This window comes from Anaeromusa acidaminophila DSM 3853 (assembly GCF_000374545.1).
GTDB lineage: Bacteria > Bacillota > Negativicutes > Anaeromusales > Anaeromusaceae > Anaeromusa > Anaeromusa acidaminophila.
Map to the genome: position 1 here is coordinate 62,217 of NZ_KB894585.1, position 17,351 is coordinate 79,567.

Consider the following 17,351-nt stretch of genomic DNA (forward strand, 5'->3'; position numbering starts at 1 on the left):
TCCACCAGACTTTGGCAGAAATCCTCGGCATAGCGCCGCTATTCCTTCGTTTTCTTTCGCGCCTGACGAAAAAAATTATCGGTTTGACGGAGTGTTCATTACATCAGCGGCTTCTTGGGAAGGTATATATATGCTTTAAAGAATGAAAAGAATAAAAATTCAAATAAATTAAAATTAAGAAAGATGAGGCGCCAATACAGAGAAATTTATATTTTTATTGCTCGGTATGGTTGTTAGCAGAGCTAGAGAAGGCGAAGGTCTTGGATTTACTATATTTTTAGATGTAACCCCGCAGTTGGTGATGAGAACTGCGGGCATTAGGACTGTGAGAGGAGGCCTTGACAATGCCTTCAGGATGTACTATAAAAATATTGGGAAAATTTAAAGCCTATCGGCATATTCGCAACAATAGCCATACAAGTGCATACTCTGGATTTGGAGAAAAGAGAAGTCCGAAAACACCATGTTTCTGTTGAAATGCACATGGTTTTTTCGGGCTTTTTTATTCGACAGTGCAAAGTTGGAATGGTGGCCGAGCAGGCTGATAATTTACGATATGAGGAGGAAAGGCAATGGATCAGGCGACAGTGGTAGTCATTGGCGGAGGTGCCACAGGCACTGGGATTTTCCGCGATTTGGCCATGCGTGGCGTGGATGTCGTATTGCTGGAACAAAAAGACTTGGCTTATGGAACCAGCTCTCGGTTTCATGGCTTGCTGCACAGCGGCGGCCGTTACGCAGTTAAGGACGCCGAGGCGGCGCGGGAGTGCATTGAGGAGAATAAACTGCTGCGGACGGTAGCGAAACATTGTGTAGAAGAAACAGAAGGACTCTTTGTGCGTCTGCCGGAAGACGACGAAGCTTTTGAACACAAATGGGTGGAGGCTTGTGCAGCGGCAGGGATTGAAACGACGCAGATTTCTAAAGCGGAGGCGCTGCGTTTGGAGCCAAACTTGACCGGGAAATTGGTCAGCGCTTATAAAGTGCCTGATTCAGCTATCGATGGCTTTCGTTTGGTGTGGCAGAATGTGCAGTCCGGGCGTCGTTACGGCGGCCGTGTGTACACCTATTCCGAAGTAGTTGGCGTAGAACAGAGCAACGGCAAAGTAACGGGCGTGACCGTACGCAATACCTTGAACGGTCAGGAAAGCAAGATTTCCTGTGAGTTTTTAGTAAGCGCCGCCGGTTCCTGGGTCGGCGAATTGGCTGCTTTGGCAGGCATTAAGGTGCATGTACAGCCTGACCGCGGTACGCTGATTGCTTTCAACCATCGTTTCACGAATCGCGTTGTCAACCGCCTGCGCCCTGCAGGGGATGCTGACATTTTCGTGCCTCACGGCTCCATCGTCATTTTGGGAACTACCTCCTCACCGGCGGAGCTGCCGGACGATACCATTCCTAAGGCCGAAGAAGTGCTGGCCATGTTGGAAGTGGGCGAAAAAATGTTTGAAGACGTACGGAGCTATCGCTTGCTGCGCGCCTTCACCGGTACTCGTCCTCTATATAGTGCGGATCCTTCAGCCATTGGCCGGGCGGCTTCTCGTAACTTCACGATCTTGGACCACAGCAAAGAGGGATTACAGGGCTTTGCCAGCATCGTAGGCGGCAAGTTTACCACCTATCGCTTGATGGCGGAAAAAATGACCGATTTTGTTTGCGCTCATTTGGGAGTTACCACTCCTTGCCGGACGGCAGTTGAACCATTGGTTTCCGATGTGGACGCAGCAACGATGGCTCGGGCCCGCAAAGCCTTCCCGGCGTTTGGTTCGCGTTTAGCGGCGGATCGTCTGGGAGATTCTTTGGCCCCGGTGGTGGAAGCCATGGAAAAAGATCCGGCGAAGAGCCAACTGGTTTGCGAATGCGAATTGGTTACCTTGGCCGAAGTAGAGCATGTTGCATCTGACGCTACTAGCCATCAATTGACCGACGTGCGTCGCCGGACGCGTATGGGCATGGGTACCTGTCAAGGCGCTTTCTGCGGTCTGCGCGGCGTTGGCGCGATTCAAACCGCCGGTTTGTTTCCCGAGCGGGAACCTGCCGACTTGTTCCATGATTTCCTCCAGGGACGCTGGAACGGCATTCGGCCCATGCTATGGGGCAAGCAGGTAAAAGAAGCCGAGCTGATGCGCGGCATCTATGAAGGAACGCTGAACGTGAGAGGAGAAGTGCCGGGACATGAAAAGTGATGTAATTGTAATCGGCAGCGGCATGGCCGGATTGGTTGCCGCCGCAGCCGCAGCGCAGCGAGGCAAGAAAACGACGCTTTTGAGCAAAGGCGCGGGCACCTTGGTCATCGGCGGCGGAATCGTCGACATTCTCGGTTATACCGAAGCAGGCAAAGCCATTTTGAATCCCGGGGCGGCAGTGGCGCAGGCGCAAGAAGCGCACCCTTACGCTAAGCTGGGGTTGGAGAACGTCAGGCAGGCAGCTAAATTCTTACAGGAAATTTGCGAGCAAGAAGGCTATGCCTATGTGGGCGATTTGGAACATAACCAATGGGTGCCTACTGCGGCAGGAACGTTGAAGCCTACTTGCCTGGTGCCGCGGACGATGGACGCTAGCCGTCTTTGCGAGGCAGAAGAAATTGTCGTCGTAGGTCTGAAAGGCTTGAAAGACTATCCGACAGAACTGATCAGCAAGGGCTTGGAACGTCTGTTTGGCGCCAATGCCAAAGTGACGCAGGTGGAAATTTCCTTGTCTGTGGAGGATGGCCGCGACGTTACGGCGCTGGACATGGCTCGCTGGCTGGACAGCAAAGCGGGGCTGGAAGAGTGCGCCGCCAAGCTGCGCCAAGTTGTTAAAAGCGGCGCTACGCTGATTATGCCTCCGGTTTTAGGAACCAAGCCTTCTTACTATGCTTTTGAAACCTTGCAGGAAGCAACAGGTTGCCATATTATCGAAACTTCCTCCATGCCGCCGGCTGTGACTGGTTTGCGTTTGCGCAAAGCCCTTCTGGCTTATGCCAAACGGCAGGGCGTGACCGTTGTAGACAATGCAGAAGCGGTGCGGGCGGATGTAAAAAATGGACGCTGCACAGCTATCTATACCCAAGGCTTCGGGCGGGAGCATTGCTATGAAGCGGCGGAAGTCATTGTGGCTACCGGCGGTTTGTATGGCGGCGGCTTGGTTGCCGAACCCAATGTTATTCAAGAACGAATTTTCGGCTTGCCTGTGGCGGCGCCGGCAGAGTCTGAACTATGGGGTATTCAAGAACTGTTTTCTTCCGGCGGTCAGCCCTTTGCCAAGTTTGGCGTTACCGTAGACAATACACTGCGTCCGGTCGATGCGGCCGGTACTGTATTGCTGGAAAATGTGCGTTTTGCGGGACGCAATTTGGCTGGGTATGACTTCAGCTATGAAAAATCAGGCAATGGCGTGGCGCTGACAAGCGGCTACTGCGCCGGCATGACGGTGTGAGGAGGAAGGAAACGACATGGCTAAACATCGGATCAATCCGGACGATTGTATTGCCTGCACTACTTGTGTGGCGCATTGTCCTGTAACAGCGGCCACCCGCAAATTCCGCGGACCTAAAATGCTGGGGCCGGCTTTGGAGCGCTTCCGCATTTCAGAGGAAGACTATGAACCATCTTTGGAGTATTGTTCAAACTGTAAGAATTGCGACTTGTCTTGCCCGTCCGGCGTGCCTGTTTCTACGCTGAACATGCTGGCTAAGGCCGCCTATTACAAGAAAAACCCCCAGAGCATGCGGGATCATATGCTTTCGCATGGTGAAAATATGGCTAAGATGGTCAATGCCATTCCCTTTGGGGCGGCGCTGGCCAATGTGGGCATGCACAACCCGGTTTCCCGAGCGGCGATGAAGCAAATCGGCATTTCCGATAAAGCGCCCATGCCGATGTATGCTGCGACCAGCTTTGTAAGCTGGTTCAAAAACCAGAAGCAAACTCCGTGCGAAGAAAAAGTCGTCTTTTTCCCGGGCTGCTTTATCAACTACAATCAGCCTCAGGTGGGCAAAGATTTGGTGGCCGTGCTGCAACACAATGGCATTGAAGTCATTGTACCGGAAGAATTCGTTTGCTGCGGCTCGCCGTTGGTAACTGGTGGTTATTTGGAAGAAGCGGAAAGCAACGCCCGGAAGAACGCAGCAGAGATTGCAAAATGGGCGGCTAAAGGTTATAAAATCCTGACGGCCTGCACCAGCTGCGGCTTGATGCTGAATCAAGAATATCAAGAATTGTTCCCTGCGATTGAAGGCTTGGCTCAAAATGCAGTATCGTTATATGACGCCTTTGAATTTCTGGCGGAGCGAGCTGCAGAAGGTAAGCTGAAAACCGACTTCGCGCAGGTAGCGGAACATTTTATGTACCATGTTCCTTGCCATCTGCGGGTGCAGGGCATTGGCCTGCCGGCTTTGACGCTGCTGCGGCAAATTCCCGGCTTGTCTATCGAAGAAGCCGATGCCGGTTGTTGCGGTATTTCCGGAAACTATGGCTTCCGGGATGAAAAATACGAAATATCCATGGCTGTGGGCGCGGAACTTTTTCAGCGCATTAAAGACAGCGGCGTAAAGACGGTAGTTTGTGACTGTGGCACTTGCCGTCTGCAGATTGGTCATGGAAGCGGCGCTGCTACAGCGCATCCTATCAGTATTTTGCGCAAAGCGTACCAGCTGTAAGAAACAACTGCAATACAGGGAATTAAGGGAAGAAAAGGAGGAACAGTGACAAAGAAAAGAATAACTGTTCCTCCTTTTTCAGTTATAAAAAGTAAGTGAATAGAATACCGGGCTTTTTCGTTTATATTTTGTGAAAAAGCAGGGAAACCTGGCTTGCAGCAAGAAATACCATTAGTATGCGGCAGGGATATGTGGTTCCTGCCAACAATTTGTTTGCGCAAGCAAGAAAGGGTGGTCAAAGACATATGTTCAAAAAAACCAAAATCGTGTGTACCATGGGACCCAGCACTGACCAGCCGGGTATTGTGGAAAAGATGCTCGAAGCGGGCATGAATGTAGCGCGTTTCAATTTTTCCCATGGTTCGCATGAAGAGCACCAGGGACGCATGGCGCGGGTTCGGGAAGCGGCGGCCAACGTCAACAAAAATGTAGCCATTTTGCTGGATACCAAAGGCCCGGAAATGCGGCTAGGCTTGTTTAAAGAAGGCAAAGTGGAACTGGTGACCGGTCAGAAATTCGTGCTTACGGCGGAAGTGATCGAAGGTACGGTTGAACGGGCTACGGTGAATCATCCCGGCTTACCGCAAGACGTGAAAGCAGGAGACACGATTCTTCTTTCTGATGGACTTGTCAGTTTGAAAGTAGAAGCGGTGGAAGGCACGGAAATCATCACGACAGTACAGAATAACGGCGTCATCGGCAATCGCAAGCGCGTCGCCGCTCCTGGCGTGGCTGTGAATCTGCCTCCGCTTTCCGAACAGGACGTAGCGGACATTCGCTTCGGACTGACCAAAGGCATCGACTTTATTGCGGCTTCCTTTATTCAGCGGGCGGCTGACATTTTGGCTATCCGCAAGATATTGGAAGAAGCCGGCGCGGAAGTAGACATTATCGCCAAGATTGAAAATGTCGAAGGCGTGCGTAACATGGACGAAATCCTGCAGGTTGCCGACGGCATCATGGTCGCTCGCGGCGATTTGGGCGTGGAAATTCCTGCAGAAGACGTGCCTCTCATCCAAAAAGAACTGATTATGAAATGCAATACCGTGGGCAAGCCGGTTATTACGGCTACGCAGATGCTGGAGTCCATGGTTAACAACCCGCGGCCGACTCGGGCGGAAGCCAGCGACGTAGCGAATGCTATTTTCGACGGCACCGACGCGATCATGCTCAGCGGCGAAACGGCTTCCGGCGACTATCCGGTGGAAGCGGTAGAAACTATGGCGCGCATTGCGGTGCGTACGGAAAAATCCCTGCCTTATGCGGAGATTTACACCTCCCGCGGCGCTTTGGCCAACCAAGTGACCACGGAAGCCATCAGCCATGCGACGGTGCAGATTGCGCAGGAGCTGTCGGCTGCTGCGATTGTTACGTCCAGTGAAAAAGGTTACACGGCGCGGATGGTATCGAAATATCGCCCGAAAGCGGCCATTGTGGCTGTATCCCAGCACCCGGCGACCATTCGTCGCATGCAGCTGTACTGGGGCGTCGTGCCGGTTCCTGGCAACGCTTCCTGCGGCACGGATGAAATGGTGGAAAATGCGGTAGAGGGCGCTTTAGAGTCCGGAGCCGTCAACCCCGGTGATTTGATTGTTATTACTGCCGGTGTGCCTTTAGGTATGTCCGGTACGACTAATATGATCCGCGTTCATGTTGTAGGCGACGTGCTGCTCCGCGGCATTGGCTTGGGACAAAAAGCGGCTACAGGCAAGGTTTGCGTGGTAAATTCCGCAGCCGACCTGGTTCGCTTCAAAGCAGGCGATATTATGGTTGTGAAAAGCATCCATGAAGAAATCGCCGCCAGAGCATCTGAAGCAGCGGCCATTGTAGCGGAAGAAGGCGGTATGACTTCTCCGGCGGCAGTGGTGGGCATCAGCTTCGGCATGCCGGTTCTTGTAGGTGTAGAAGGAGCGACCGCGCACCTGCCTGAGGGCATGCTGATTACCGTCGACCCGGTCCGCGGCCAAGTGTATCATGGCAAGGCCAACGCGCGCTAACGTAAATTTGCGCTAGTGCGATTAGGATATGGCTACTATAGCTAAAAGATAAAAAACAGGGGGTATTTGAACAATGGCAACAAAAGTAGGTATTAATGGATTTGGACGAATTGGACGCAATGTGTTTCGTGCGGCTCTGAACAATCCTGCAGTGGATATCGTCGCTGTCAATGACCTGACCGATGCCAAAACACTGGCGCATTTGCTGAAATATGACTCCGTGCAGGGCAACCTGGACATGGATATTCACGCTGAAGGCGATCAGATCATGGTCAACGGCAAAGCCATCAAAGTGCTGGCGGAAAAAGATCCGGCTCAGCTTCCCTGGAAAAATCTCGGCGTTGAAGTGGTTGTGGAATCCACTGGCCGTTTCACCGACGCTACCAAAGCCGAAGCGCATCGCACCGCTGGCGCTAAGAAAGTCATCATTTCCGCTCCGGCGAAAAATGAAGATCTGACCATTGTTATGGGCGTTAACGATGATAAGTATGACGCAGCTAAGCATCATATCGTTTCCAACGCTTCTTGCACCACCAACTGCCTGGCTCCTTTCGCCAAGGTGCTCAACGACAAGTTCGGCATCAAACATGGCTTGATGACCACGGTTCACGCTTACACTAACGACCAGAACATTCTGGATCTGCCTCATAAGGACCTGCGCCGCGCTCGCGCTGCCGGTCTGTCCATCATTCCTACCAGCACCGGCGCTGCAAAAGCGGTTGCTCTGGTTCTGCCGGAATTGAAAGGCAAACTCAATGGTTTTGCTATGCGTGTGCCTACTCCGAACGTATCGGTAGTAGACCTCGTTGTGGACGTAGAAAAAGCTACCACTGCTGAAGAAGTTAACGCCGCATTGAAGGCAGCTGCGGAAGGTCCGCTCAAAGGCGTACTGGCTTACTGCGATGAGCCCTTGGTTTCCAAGGACTTCAACGGCAATGCCAATTCCTCCATCGTTGATGCTCTTTCCACGATGGTTATGGAAGGCACCATGGTGAAAGTGGTTTCCTGGTATGACAACGAGTGGGGCTACTCCAACCGCGTTGTTGACCTGATCGCTTACATGGCGAAAAAAGGTCTCTAAGAAGCAGAAATCCCACAAGTATTGTGCTAGCTAGGAAGGGCCACTTTGTGGCCCTTCTCCTATGAAACTTACCTGAGGAGGCGATACGTTCATGGAAAAGAAGTCCCTCAAAGATATCGTAGTCATGGGCAAAAAAGTATTTGTCCGTGTCGACTACAATGTGCCGATGAAAGACGGTGTCATTACCAATGATAACCGCATCCGGGCTACGCTGCCTACGCTGGAATACTTGTTGGCGCAAAATGCCGCGCTGGTGTTGGCCAGTCATCTGGGGCGCCCGAAAGGCGCGCCGGTGCCGGAATTTACGCTGGCTCCGGTTGCCAAACGTCTGTCAGAGCTTTTGGGCAAGGAAGTGCTCTTTGCGCCGGACTGCGTGGGCGAAGAAGCGGCTGCTATGGCCCAAGCGCTGAAACCAGGCCAGATCCTGCTGCTGGAAAATCTGCGCTATCACAAAGAAGAAGAAAAGAACGATCCCGAATTTTCGCGTCAGCTGGCTTCCTTGGCGGAAGTAGCTGTCAACGACGCCTTCGGCGTTTCCCACCGGGCCCATGCTTCGGTGGAAGGGATCACTAAATATATTCCTACCGTAGCCGGTTTCCTGCTGGAAAAGGAAATCCTTTTCTTGGGTCAGGCTGTCAATGATCCGGTGCGGCCTTTTGTGGCCATTATCGGCGGGGCGAAGGTTTCGGACAAGATCGGCGTTATTGAAAATTTGCTGACTAAAGTGGACCGCCTAATTATTGGTGGCGGCATGGCTAACACCTTCTTGGCCGCTAAAGGATTTGCCACCGGCAAATCGTTGGTGGAAGAAGATAAGCTTGAGTTAGCGCGCGAACTGATGGCCAAGGCGAAAACAGCGGGCAAGGAATTGTTGCTGCCTGTAGACGTCACCATTGCCGATCGCTTTGCAGCGGATGCAGCCAATAAAGTAGTGGCAGCTGACGCCATTGAAGGCGACTGGATGGCCCTTGATATTGGCCCGGTTACCAGCCAAGCCTATGCGGAAGCGCTTCGGGATGCCAAAACAGTGGTTTGGAACGGACCGATGGGCGTTTTTGAAATGGATGTTTTTGCTAAGGGAACTGAGGCAGTAGCTAAAGCGGTAGCGGCTTCCGGTGCGAAGAGCATTGTCGGCGGCGGCGATTCCATCGCAGCTTTGGAAAAACTGGGCTTGGCCCGTGAAATTACCCATATTTCTACTGGCGGCGGCGCTTCGCTTGAATTCTTGGAAGGTAAAGTCCTTCCCGGCGTAGCAGCTTTAGCCGACAAGTAACGAAAAGGAGAATGGTCTCATGCGCACACCGATTATTGCGGGAAACTGGAAAATGCACAACACCGTAGCAGCTTCGCTGGAGCTGGCGGAAGCCCTTAAGCCTTTGGTAGCTAATGCCAAAGCGCAAGTAGTGGTTTGCCCTGTATTCACTTCGCTGGCAACTGTGAAAAAAGCGCTGGAAGGCTCCAAGATTGCCGTCGGCGCGCAGAACATGCACTGGGAAGAAAAAGGCGCTTTCACCGGCGAGATTGCTCCGGCCATGTTGAAGGACGCAGGCTGCGAATACGTGATCCTCGGCCATTCGGAGCGTCGGCAGTATTTTGCGGAAACCGATGAAACGGTTAACAAAAAAATGCATGCTGCGTTTAACCATGGCTTGACTCCTATCTTTTGCGTAGGCGAGCTGTTGGAAGAACGCGAAGCCGGTACAACGGAAGCCGTTTTGGAGCGTCAGGTTAAAGAAGGCATGAAAGGCCTTACTGCCGAGCAAGCAGCTGCTACGGTTATTGCTTATGAGCCTGTTTGGGCGATTGGTACCGGACGTACTGCTTCAGCGGAAGACGCCAATGCAGGCTGCGCGTATATCCGCAGTGTTGTCAAAGAAGTATTTGGCGCTGCAGCAGCTGATGCGGTTCGTATTCAGTACGGCGGCAGCGTGAAAGCGGCCAATGCAGCGGAACTGATGGGCAAAAGCGATATCGACGGCGCTCTGGTGGGCGGCGCAGCGCTGCAGGCCGACAGCTTCAGCGGTATTGTCAACTTCTAAGTGACAGTCTGTATGACGTGAAGGGAGACCGCGAGCAAACGAAAAACGCGTTCGCCCGGGGCTCCCTTTTTTAAAAGGGGGAACCTTTGTGACCAAACTTAAGACGCCGGTAGCGCTGGTCATTTTGGATGGCTGGGGCTTGGGGCGCCAAGATGATGCCAATAACGCCATTGTGCAGGCGAAAACGCCGCATATGACGCTGTTGTCGGAGATATATCCTACAACAAGTCTGAAGTGCTCTGGCGAAGCGGTCGGTTTACCGGAAGGGCAAATGGGAAACTCCGAAGTAGGCCATTTAAATATTGGCGCAGGCCGTGTGGTGTATCAGGAGCTGACTCGTATTACTAAGGCTATTCGGGATGGCGACTTTTTTAAAAACTCCGTACTATGCCAGGTCATGGATCAGGTCGCGGCTAAAGGAACTTCGCTGCACTTGATGGGACTTCTTTCCGATGGCGGCGTACACAGCCACGAAAGCCATGTGTATGCGCTGCTGCGGATGGCTAAAGAGCGCGGCATAGAAAAAGTCTATGTTCACGCCTTCTTGGACGGGCGCGATGTGCCGCCGTCCAGTGCGCCGCAATATTTGGACGCTTTGGCGGCTAAAATGCAGGAGTATGGAGTGGGTTGCATTTCCACGATTTCTGGTCGTTATTACGCTATGGATCGCGATAAACGTTGGGAACGGGTGGAAAAAGCGTATCGGACGATGACTTGCCGCGACGGTTTGGCGGCGCCAAGCGTCAAAGAAGCCATTGAACGTGCCTACGAGCGCGGTGAAACCGACGAGTTTGTGCAGCCGACAGCCATTGCCGGTTGTGGCGATTGCGGCATTCAAGCAGGCGATGGAGCTATTTTCTTTAACTTCCGTCCTGATCGGGCTCGCCAGTTGACGCGGGTATTCGTGGATCCGGATTTTGACGGATTTAAACGCGTCTGCGGTGCTGGTGAAGTCGCTTTTGCCACGCTGACCCAATATGAAGAGTCCTTGGATGTGCCTGTGGCATACAAACCGCAATATTTGAAGCAGACCTTGGGTGAAGTGTTCAGCGGACACGGCTGCCGGCAATTACGTATTGCGGAAACAGAAAAATACGCCCATGTAACCTTTTTCTTTTCCGGCGGCGAAGAGAAGCCTTTTGAAGGAGAAGAGCGCATTCTTGTGCCTTCGCCTAAAGTGGCTACGTATGACTTGCAGCCGGAAATGAGCGCGGTGGAGGTCACGGATCGTCTGGTCGAGGAAATCAAAGCCGCTAAATACGATCTGATTATTTTAAATTACGCCAACGGCGACATGGTAGGGCATACAGGCAAGCTGGACGCCGCCATTAAGGCGGTAGAGACAGTGGATGCTTGCATGGGCCGCATCACGGCTGCTATGCGGGAACGGGGCGGCGTCACCTTGGTGACCGCCGACCACGGCAATGCGGAACAGATGGTGGATCCGCAGACAGGCGGGGCTTATACGGCGCATACTACCAATGAAGTACCGCTGATTTTGGTATCCGAAGCGCACAAGGGGCAGTCTCTGCAGGCGGGGAGCCTGTGCGATCTGGCGCCGACCATTTTGGCGTTGGCAGGCTTGCCGCAGCCTGAGGAAATGACCGGACAAAGCTTGCTGCAAAAATAATGTTTCTATATATTAAGGAGGAAATTTGCATGACAACCATTTTAGACGTATACGCTCGCGAGATTCTTGATTCCCGTGGCAATCCGACGGTAGAAGTAGAAGTAACCCTGGAAAGCGGCGTTATTGGCCGCGCTGCGGTTCCTTCCGGCGCTTCCACTGGCATGTACGAAGCCGTAGAACTGCGTGACGGGGACAAAGGCCGCTATTTGGGTAAAGGCGTACTGACGGCTGTGAAAAACGTCAACGACATTATTGCTCCCCAAATCGTAGGCATGGACGCATTGGAGCAGATTGCTATCGACGAAGCCATGATCGAACTCGACGGCACGCCGAACAAAGGCAAACTGGGCGCTAACGCTATTCTTGGCGTTTCCATGGCTGTAGCCAAAGCGGCTGCCGAAGCTTTGGATATGCCTTTGTACCAATATCTGGGCGGTTTCAGCGCCCGCGAACTGCCGGTGCCGATGATGAACATCCTCAATGGCGGCGCTCATGCGGACAACAACGTTGACATTCAGGAATTCATGGTTATGCCTGTTGGCGCAACCAGCTTTGCTGAAGCTCTGCGTATGTGCGCGGAAATCTACCATGGCCTCAAAGGCGTGCTTAAAAAACGCGGCCTGAACAGCGCCATTGGCGACGAAGGCGGCTTTGCGCCAAACCTGGCTTCTAACGAAGAAGCTATTGAAGTCATTTTGGAAGCCATTGCCGGCGCTGGTTATAAAGCAGGCGAGCAGGTAATGATCGCTATTGATGCTGCTTCCTCTGAATTGTACAAAGACGGCAAGTACCACCTGGAAGGCGAAGGCGTTGTTAAAACGTCCGCTGAAATGGTTGAGTACTATGCGAAACTGGCTGAAAAATATCCCATCATCTCCTTGGAAGACGGCCTGGCTGAAGATGACTGGGAAGGCTGGAAACTTCTCACCGAGCGCCTGGGCGACAAAGTCCAGCTTGTTGGCGATGATCTCTTCGTTACCAACGTAGAGCGTCTGAGTCAAGGCATTGCCACTGGCACTGCCAACTCCATCTTGATCAAAGTAAACCAGATCGGTACTTTGACGGAAACCTTCAGCACCATCGAAATGGCGAAACGCGCCGGCTATACTTGCGTCATCTCTCACCGCAGCGGTGAAACTGAAGATGCTACCATCGCCGATATCGCTGTCGCTGTCAACGCTGGCCAGATCAAAACCGGCGCTCCGGCCCGTACGGACCGCGTGGCAAAATACAACCAATTGCTCCGCATTGAAGACCGCCTGTGTGACGTAGCTCGCTATAATGGCAAAGGCGTATTCTACAACCTTAAATAAGCTAAGACATGACAAAAGCCGCAAGGAAACTTACGTTTCCTTGCGGCTTTTGCAATGTTGTGCGCCCGGCATGGGCGATAACTTGGTGGTGCAAGTCCACTACGCGCTCGGTAGCAGGAAGCGTTAGCCAAAGGCAAGGGTGTCCATCGCGAGGTGGAATCTGAAGGAAGTCGGAGGCAAAGTCCCGGACCGACGAACAGAAACCGCATATTAAGGCCGGTAGAGGGCGGACAAGTTTGCAACTCAAAACAAAGTCCCATGCTACCCGAACCCTTACCGGTAGATGCGGCGGTTATATGGGATGAAGGTTATCGTTCTTACCCGGGGAGGTCTCACGGACGTGGAGTAAGACAATCTGAAACACGGAGTAAAGCTCGCTGTGAGAAGTCAGCCGAGGTCATAGTACCAGAAGAGGGAAAAAAAACTTTTCGGGAAGGGCCGAACAATCGTAAGTCTTGAGTAAAAGCCGGAAGGAGGCTGATGTGGTGAAAGCAGAAAACCGAAAGGGCTGCCTGCAGAGGGATGGCGTGGAACGCAAAGAGTATGCAGGAGCGCGGAGCATCAGCGCTCGGGAAAGCGAAGAAAGAGGCGGTGCAAGAGACCTGTTGGAAAGCATTCTGGAACGGGACAACCTGAACCAAGCCTACAAACAGGTCGAGCGTAACCACGGAGCACCGGGAATCGATGGAATGACCATTGAAGACGCGCTTTTGTGGATAAGGAAACATCGGGAAGAACTCCTGCAAAGTATTCGAAAAGGCTGTTACAAGCCAAAGCCGGTACGACGGAAGGAAATTCCTAAACCTGATGGCGGGACGCGGAAAATGGGGATACCTACGGTCATCGACCGTATCATCCAACAGGCCATTGCCCAGAAGCTCCAACCAATTTTCGAACCGCTTTTCTCGGACGGAAGCTATGGCTATCGACCGAAAAGAAGCGCACGACAGGCGATCCAGAAAGTGAAGGAGCATGCAGAGCAGGGATATGGCTATGCAGTAGAAATAGACCTGTCCCAATACTTCGACACCCTGAACCACGAACTGCTATTGGACCTTTTGCGCAAGCAAATCAGCGACACCCGTGTGACGAGACTTATCAAGAAATATCTTAAGGGCGGCGTCATGGACAACGGAGTGTTCAGCAGAACAGAAGAAGGATCACCGCAGGGCGGACCACTGTCGCCCCTATTGGCCAACATCTATCTGAATGAATTCGATCAGGAGATGGAAAGGCGAGGCGTGCAAGTGATACGTTATGCGGATGATATTGTGGTGTTAGCAAAAAGCAAGCGAGCCGCAGAACGTCTGTTGGGAAGCAGTCGCAGGTATTTGGAGGGCAGGCTAAAACTTAGAATAAACCTCCAAAAGAGCAAAGTGGTCAGTGTACTGGCAATAAAGCACTTCAAATTCCTCGGCTTCTGTCTTGGAAAGAACGGAAATGGCATTTACATACGAGCCCACCGGGATTCCCACGCAAAAGCAAAACGGAAACTGAAGGAGCTGACCCGCCGAAGTCAGGGCAGGGATGTGCGTAGGGTCATGGAATGCGTGAAGAGCTTCATCCGGGGCTGGCTCGGTTATTATTATGTGGCCGACATCAAACGGATACTATTGTCATGGAATGAATGGCTACGCCGAAGGTTTCGGATGTACATCTGGAAACAATGGAAGAAGCCGAGAACGAGAGTGAAGAATCTGAAGAAACTCGGGATTCCCGACGGGTTGGCTTGCCAATGGGGGAACACCAGGCTTGGGTACTGGCGTATAGCCGGTAGCGCAGTGCTTTCCCGTTCCATAACAAACAAAAAGCTCGTACAGGCCGGTTATTATGACTTTCCGGCTCAGTACGAGCAATTACGCTTAATGCACTTATGCGGTTGAACCGCCGTATACCGAACGGTATGTACGGTGGTGTGAGAGGTCGGCTACCCAACTAATGGGTAGCCTCCTACTCGATCGGAGGGAACGATTTTTGAACAAGAGTAAAGGGAGTAGAGGGAGGGTCGATGGAGAAATGGATTGAACAAGAGAACCGGAGCGATCGGAGGGTACGCAGAGGGTTACGTTTACACTCTTAAACCGTTTCTATTCTCTGGATTTTCTCAGGCATTTCTTTGGCCTTTCTCTGTGTGAAATCATATCTTTCTCCAAAATAAAAATCCCCTAAGGCGCAAGGCCGTCAGGGGATTCACTAAGCGTATTGATAAAAAAAGCGCTAACTCCTGCCTCCCTTGCTAAAGGGAGGTGCCGCCACAGCGGCGGAGGGATTCGAAAAGGGTTCTTTCGTGCCCTCCCTTTACTCCCTCTACTCCTATTAATAAAATATTAGATCCTTCGGTACACCGTCGCCGCTTGCTCTGCGTCGCGTCCCAGGGCGTGAACGAAGGCCTTCACGACTTCGGGGTCAAAGGCCATGCCGGACAAACTTAAAAGCTCCTGCACCGCCTCAGACTTGGTTTTAACCCAGTTCTGCGTGCAAGGATTGATGAAACGATCATAATGGTTCGCTACGGCCAGAATGCGCGCGCCTAAGGGGATGTTGACCCCTTTGAGGCGTTTGGGGTAGCCTTTGCCGTCCCAGCGTTCATGATGGTACCGTATGTAGGGAATAATTTCTTGGAAACAAGGTATATTTTCCAGCATATAACTGCCAGCATTGCAGTGGCTTTTGTAGGTGGTAGCCTCCCGTGGCGTCACATAGGGCATTTTTGTGATAATAGCGTTCGGTACAGTGAGTTGGCCAATGTCATGCAACAAAGCAGCTACACGGATGCGCTCCAATTCTTCACGGGGCAACCCTAGCTTGGCGGCAATGCTCATGGCGTAATTAGCCACTTGGCAACAGTGCTGGTATAATTTGCTGTTTTTCATTTCAATGAGACGCAGGAAGAAATCCAAGGTCTGCCGGTTTGTCTCTGGATCACCGGGGTACATGCCGGGATCATGCAATAATGTAAGCATACTGTCCATAAGCAACCTTTCTAGCGTGCTTGGTGTCAGCCAAATATAAAGGCATCACAGGGAAACATCCTTAAAAAAAGAAATCCCACTCTATGGAAATTTGGCTGTTTAATGGCAGAATCCTGCCGGCACAGATAAAAAATATACCACTTTCGGGAAAATAAATCAAATGTCCTATTTTTCAAAAAAAACTATGAGGTTTTTGCCAGGCGGATTATTTCATGATACACTAGAACTACAGTGGGCTTATCTATTATAACATATAACGCAGATAGAGAGGGGATCTGTATGGGCTTAGGAAATTGCTCAGAATGTGGAAAGTTGTATATGGAAAATCCGCAGAAGCTTTGCCGAGATTGCTTGGATCGAGTAGATGAAGAAGAAAAAAAGATTGCCGAATACCTGCGAAAAGTAAATCGGGCAGGAGTGCACCAGATTCAACAAGCTACAGGCGTGCGAGAGAAAACGATCAATCGCATGTTAAAACAAGGTCGTCTGTTTGGAGACTTTACGGTAGAATATGCTTGTGAAATGTGTGGGACGACGATTACAGAAGGCCGTGTTTGCGGGCCGTGCTTGAGAAGTTTGGAAGGCGAGACGGCAACGCAAGGAAAGTCTTTAGAAGAGTCGATCCGGGAAAAACGTCGCATGTACACCAGTGACCGAAAAAATTAAGTTTTTTTTAAACCAGGGATTAATGTCCCTGGTTTTTTTTTCGATAGAATAAATGAGCAAGGCATGGCAGGCTTGCTATTGGGGAAAGAGGAGTGTTGATTATGAATGTATCTGGAAGCCAATTTCACGGCATCCTAAAGTTATATGGTGAACAGACAAAGGTTAACCGAATGTTGAAGACGACAGCCACTTCTGCGGCTAAAGCGTCTGATTCGGTTGTTTTGTCGCCGAAGGCTCAGGAATTTGCTGGCTTATTAGCTAAACTTCAGCAAACGCCCGAGGTACGCACAGATGTAGTACAACGTATCTCAGCGCAAGTGGAAAACGGCGAGTACCGCGTAGACTCGGCGGCGGTGGCGAAGAATCTGCTGGCGGGAGCCGACTGAGAGGTAGGATACGCCTATGGAGCTTTGGGACGAATTACAGCGAATTTTAGATGAACTGTTGCTGATATACCAAGCCTTGCTGGAGTGCGGCGAGGAAAAAAAACAGCTCTTGCTTTCTAAACCGGAGCCGGCAGAGCTGGAAGTCCTTGTGAAGCGCGAAGAGGAATTGCTTTTGCAGGCCGGGATGTTAGAGCAAAAAAAGCAAAGAACCAGCCGGGCGTTAGCCAAGCAACATGGAAGAGGGGATATATTCTTGCCTTTGTTCCAACTTGTTTTGTTAGCGCCGGCTTATTTTATTCAAGACCGCATCAAAGAGTGGGCGCGTCAAGTTTCACCAATTCTTAAAGCGCTGCAGGAACTCAATGCGATGAATGGTCGTTTTTTGGAACAAGCCTCTCAATTCGTGCAGTACCAAATTAATCTGCTTAGTCAAGTGACTACGGAAATTAACTATGCACCGGAAGGCCAGAAAACCAAGGCGCGCAAATTTGAAGGTAGAGGGTAGTTTTATTGTTTGTAGAGCGCTAAAATAAATATTAAACTGGCCCTCGGCGCTAATGCCGGGGGTTTGTTTTGAGGAGATTGCTTCGTTCCTGCGGTCCTCGCAACGACAGTAAGTTGACTTTGT

14 protein-coding genes are annotated in these 17,351 nt (G+C 51.6%); 13 read left to right on the forward strand and 1 reads right to left on the reverse strand.

Translation table 11 applies throughout. The annotated features are described in order from the left end of the window. Positions 1–572 precede the first annotated feature (572 nt). The 10 genes from glpA to ltrA all read left to right on the forward strand — a co-directional run bounded on the left by glpA (position 573) and on the right by ltrA (position 14,582). Entirely contained in the window at positions 573–2,186 is a 1,614-nt protein-coding gene (gene glpA / locus C508_RS0103865; protein WP_018702231.1) for an anaerobic glycerol-3-phosphate dehydrogenase subunit GlpA, read from the forward strand. After that, complete coding sequence (gene glpB, locus C508_RS0103870) at positions 2,176–3,417, forward strand: anaerobic glycerol-3-phosphate dehydrogenase subunit GlpB (RefSeq protein ID WP_018702232.1); 1,242 nt, start codon at positions 2,176–2,178, stop codon at positions 3,415–3,417. The genes glpA and glpB overlap by 11 nt, the downstream gene beginning before the upstream one ends. Before the next feature lie 16 nt (positions 3,418–3,433). After that, positions 3,434–4,639, forward strand: a complete 1,206-nt coding sequence (locus C508_RS0103875; protein WP_018702233.1) for an anaerobic glycerol-3-phosphate dehydrogenase subunit C — start codon at positions 3,434–3,436, stop codon at positions 4,637–4,639. 245 nt (positions 4,640–4,884) lie between these two features. Further along, on the forward strand, positions 4,885–6,636 hold the full coding sequence (gene pyk / locus C508_RS0103880) for a pyruvate kinase (protein ID WP_026319343.1): 1,752 nt from the start codon (positions 4,885–4,887) through the stop codon (positions 6,634–6,636). Between the two features lie 73 nt (positions 6,637–6,709). Then, entirely contained in the window at positions 6,710–7,717 is a 1,008-nt protein-coding gene (gap, locus tag C508_RS0103885; protein ID WP_018702235.1) for a type I glyceraldehyde-3-phosphate dehydrogenase, read from the forward strand. Positions 7,718–7,808: 91 nt separating this feature from the next. Further along, positions 7,809–8,990, forward strand: coding sequence for a phosphoglycerate kinase (locus C508_RS0103890; protein WP_018702236.1), 1,182 nt, complete (start codon positions 7,809–7,811; stop codon positions 8,988–8,990). A gap of 19 nt (positions 8,991–9,009) precedes the next feature. After that, a complete protein-coding gene (gene tpiA / locus C508_RS0103895) occupies positions 9,010–9,756 on the forward strand; it encodes a triose-phosphate isomerase (protein ID WP_018702237.1) in 747 nt (248 codons plus the stop codon). Positions 9,757–9,844: 88 nt separating this feature from the next. Continuing rightward, positions 9,845–11,386 carry a 2,3-bisphosphoglycerate-independent phosphoglycerate mutase gene (gene gpmI, locus C508_RS0103900; RefSeq protein WP_018702238.1) on the forward strand — a complete coding sequence of 514 codons (1,542 nt, stop codon included), beginning with the start codon at positions 9,845–9,847 and terminating at the stop codon, positions 11,384–11,386. Positions 11,387–11,415: 29 nt separating this feature from the next. Further along, positions 11,416–12,699: a phosphopyruvate hydratase gene (gene eno, locus C508_RS0103905; RefSeq protein WP_018702239.1), complete on the forward strand. Its 1,284-nt coding sequence runs from the start codon at positions 11,416–11,418 to the stop codon at positions 12,697–12,699. A 482-nt stretch (positions 12,700–13,181) separates the two neighbouring features. Further along, a complete protein-coding gene (gene ltrA / locus C508_RS0103910; RefSeq protein ID WP_215731951.1) occupies positions 13,182–14,582 on the forward strand; it encodes a group II intron reverse transcriptase/maturase in 1,401 nt (466 codons plus the stop codon). Between the two features lie 444 nt (positions 14,583–15,026). Here the strand turns inward: ltrA and C508_RS0103915 are convergent, their stop codons facing one another. Further along, entirely contained in the window at positions 15,027–15,671 is a 645-nt protein-coding gene (locus tag C508_RS0103915) for an HD-GYP domain-containing protein (protein ID WP_018702241.1), read from the reverse strand. Between the two features lie 318 nt (positions 15,672–15,989). Between C508_RS0103915 and C508_RS0103920 the strand changes: the two genes are divergently transcribed. The 3 genes from C508_RS0103920 (at position 15,990) to C508_RS0103930 (ending at position 17,228) form a co-directional block, all read left to right on the forward strand. Continuing rightward, a complete protein-coding gene (locus C508_RS0103920; RefSeq protein WP_155836636.1) occupies positions 15,990–16,337 on the forward strand; it encodes a flagellar protein in 348 nt (115 codons plus the stop codon). Positions 16,338–16,438: 101 nt separating this feature from the next. Further along, entirely contained in the window at positions 16,439–16,723 is a 285-nt protein-coding gene (gene flgM, locus C508_RS0103925; RefSeq protein WP_018702243.1) for a flagellar biosynthesis anti-sigma factor FlgM, read from the forward strand. Between the two features lie 16 nt (positions 16,724–16,739). Beyond that, positions 16,740–17,228 (forward strand): flagellar protein FlgN, encoded by a 489-nt coding sequence (locus tag C508_RS0103930; protein WP_018702244.1) that lies wholly within the window; start codon positions 16,740–16,742, stop codon positions 17,226–17,228. Positions 17,229–17,351 lie beyond the last annotated feature (123 nt).

What these genes read in the sequence shown, in the direction of transcription:
- tpiA (WP_018702237.1), top strand. Translation starts at nt 9,010, where the DNA reads ATGCGCACACCGATTATTGCGGGAAACTGGAAAATGCACAACACCGTA.
- eno (WP_018702239.1), top strand. Translation starts at nt 11,416, where the DNA reads ATGACAACCATTTTAGACGTATACGCTCGCGAGATTCTTGATTCCCGT.
- pyk (WP_026319343.1), top strand. Translation starts at nt 4,885, where the DNA reads ATGTTCAAAAAAACCAAAATCGTGTGTACCATGGGACCCAGCACTGAC.
- C508_RS0103920 (WP_155836636.1), top strand. Translation starts at nt 15,990, where the DNA reads ATGGAAAATCCGCAGAAGCTTTGCCGAGATTGCTTGGATCGAGTAGAT.
- gap (WP_018702235.1), top strand. Translation starts at nt 6,710, where the DNA reads ATGGCAACAAAAGTAGGTATTAATGGATTTGGACGAATTGGACGCAAT.
- C508_RS0103890 (WP_018702236.1), top strand. Translation starts at nt 7,809, where the DNA reads ATGGAAAAGAAGTCCCTCAAAGATATCGTAGTCATGGGCAAAAAAGTA.
- glpB (WP_018702232.1), top strand. Translation starts at nt 2,176, where the DNA reads ATGAAAAGTGATGTAATTGTAATCGGCAGCGGCATGGCCGGATTGGTT.
- glpA (WP_018702231.1), top strand. Translation starts at nt 573, where the DNA reads ATGGATCAGGCGACAGTGGTAGTCATTGGCGGAGGTGCCACAGGCACT.
- flgM (WP_018702243.1), top strand. Translation starts at nt 16,439, where the DNA reads ATGAATGTATCTGGAAGCCAATTTCACGGCATCCTAAAGTTATATGGT.
- C508_RS0103915 (WP_018702241.1), bottom strand. Translation starts at nt 15,671, where the DNA reads ATGGACAGTATGCTTACATTATTGCATGATCCCGGCATGTACCCCGGT.
- C508_RS0103930 (WP_018702244.1), top strand. Translation starts at nt 16,740, where the DNA reads ATGGAGCTTTGGGACGAATTACAGCGAATTTTAGATGAACTGTTGCTG.
- C508_RS0103875 (WP_018702233.1), top strand. Translation starts at nt 3,434, where the DNA reads ATGGCTAAACATCGGATCAATCCGGACGATTGTATTGCCTGCACTACT.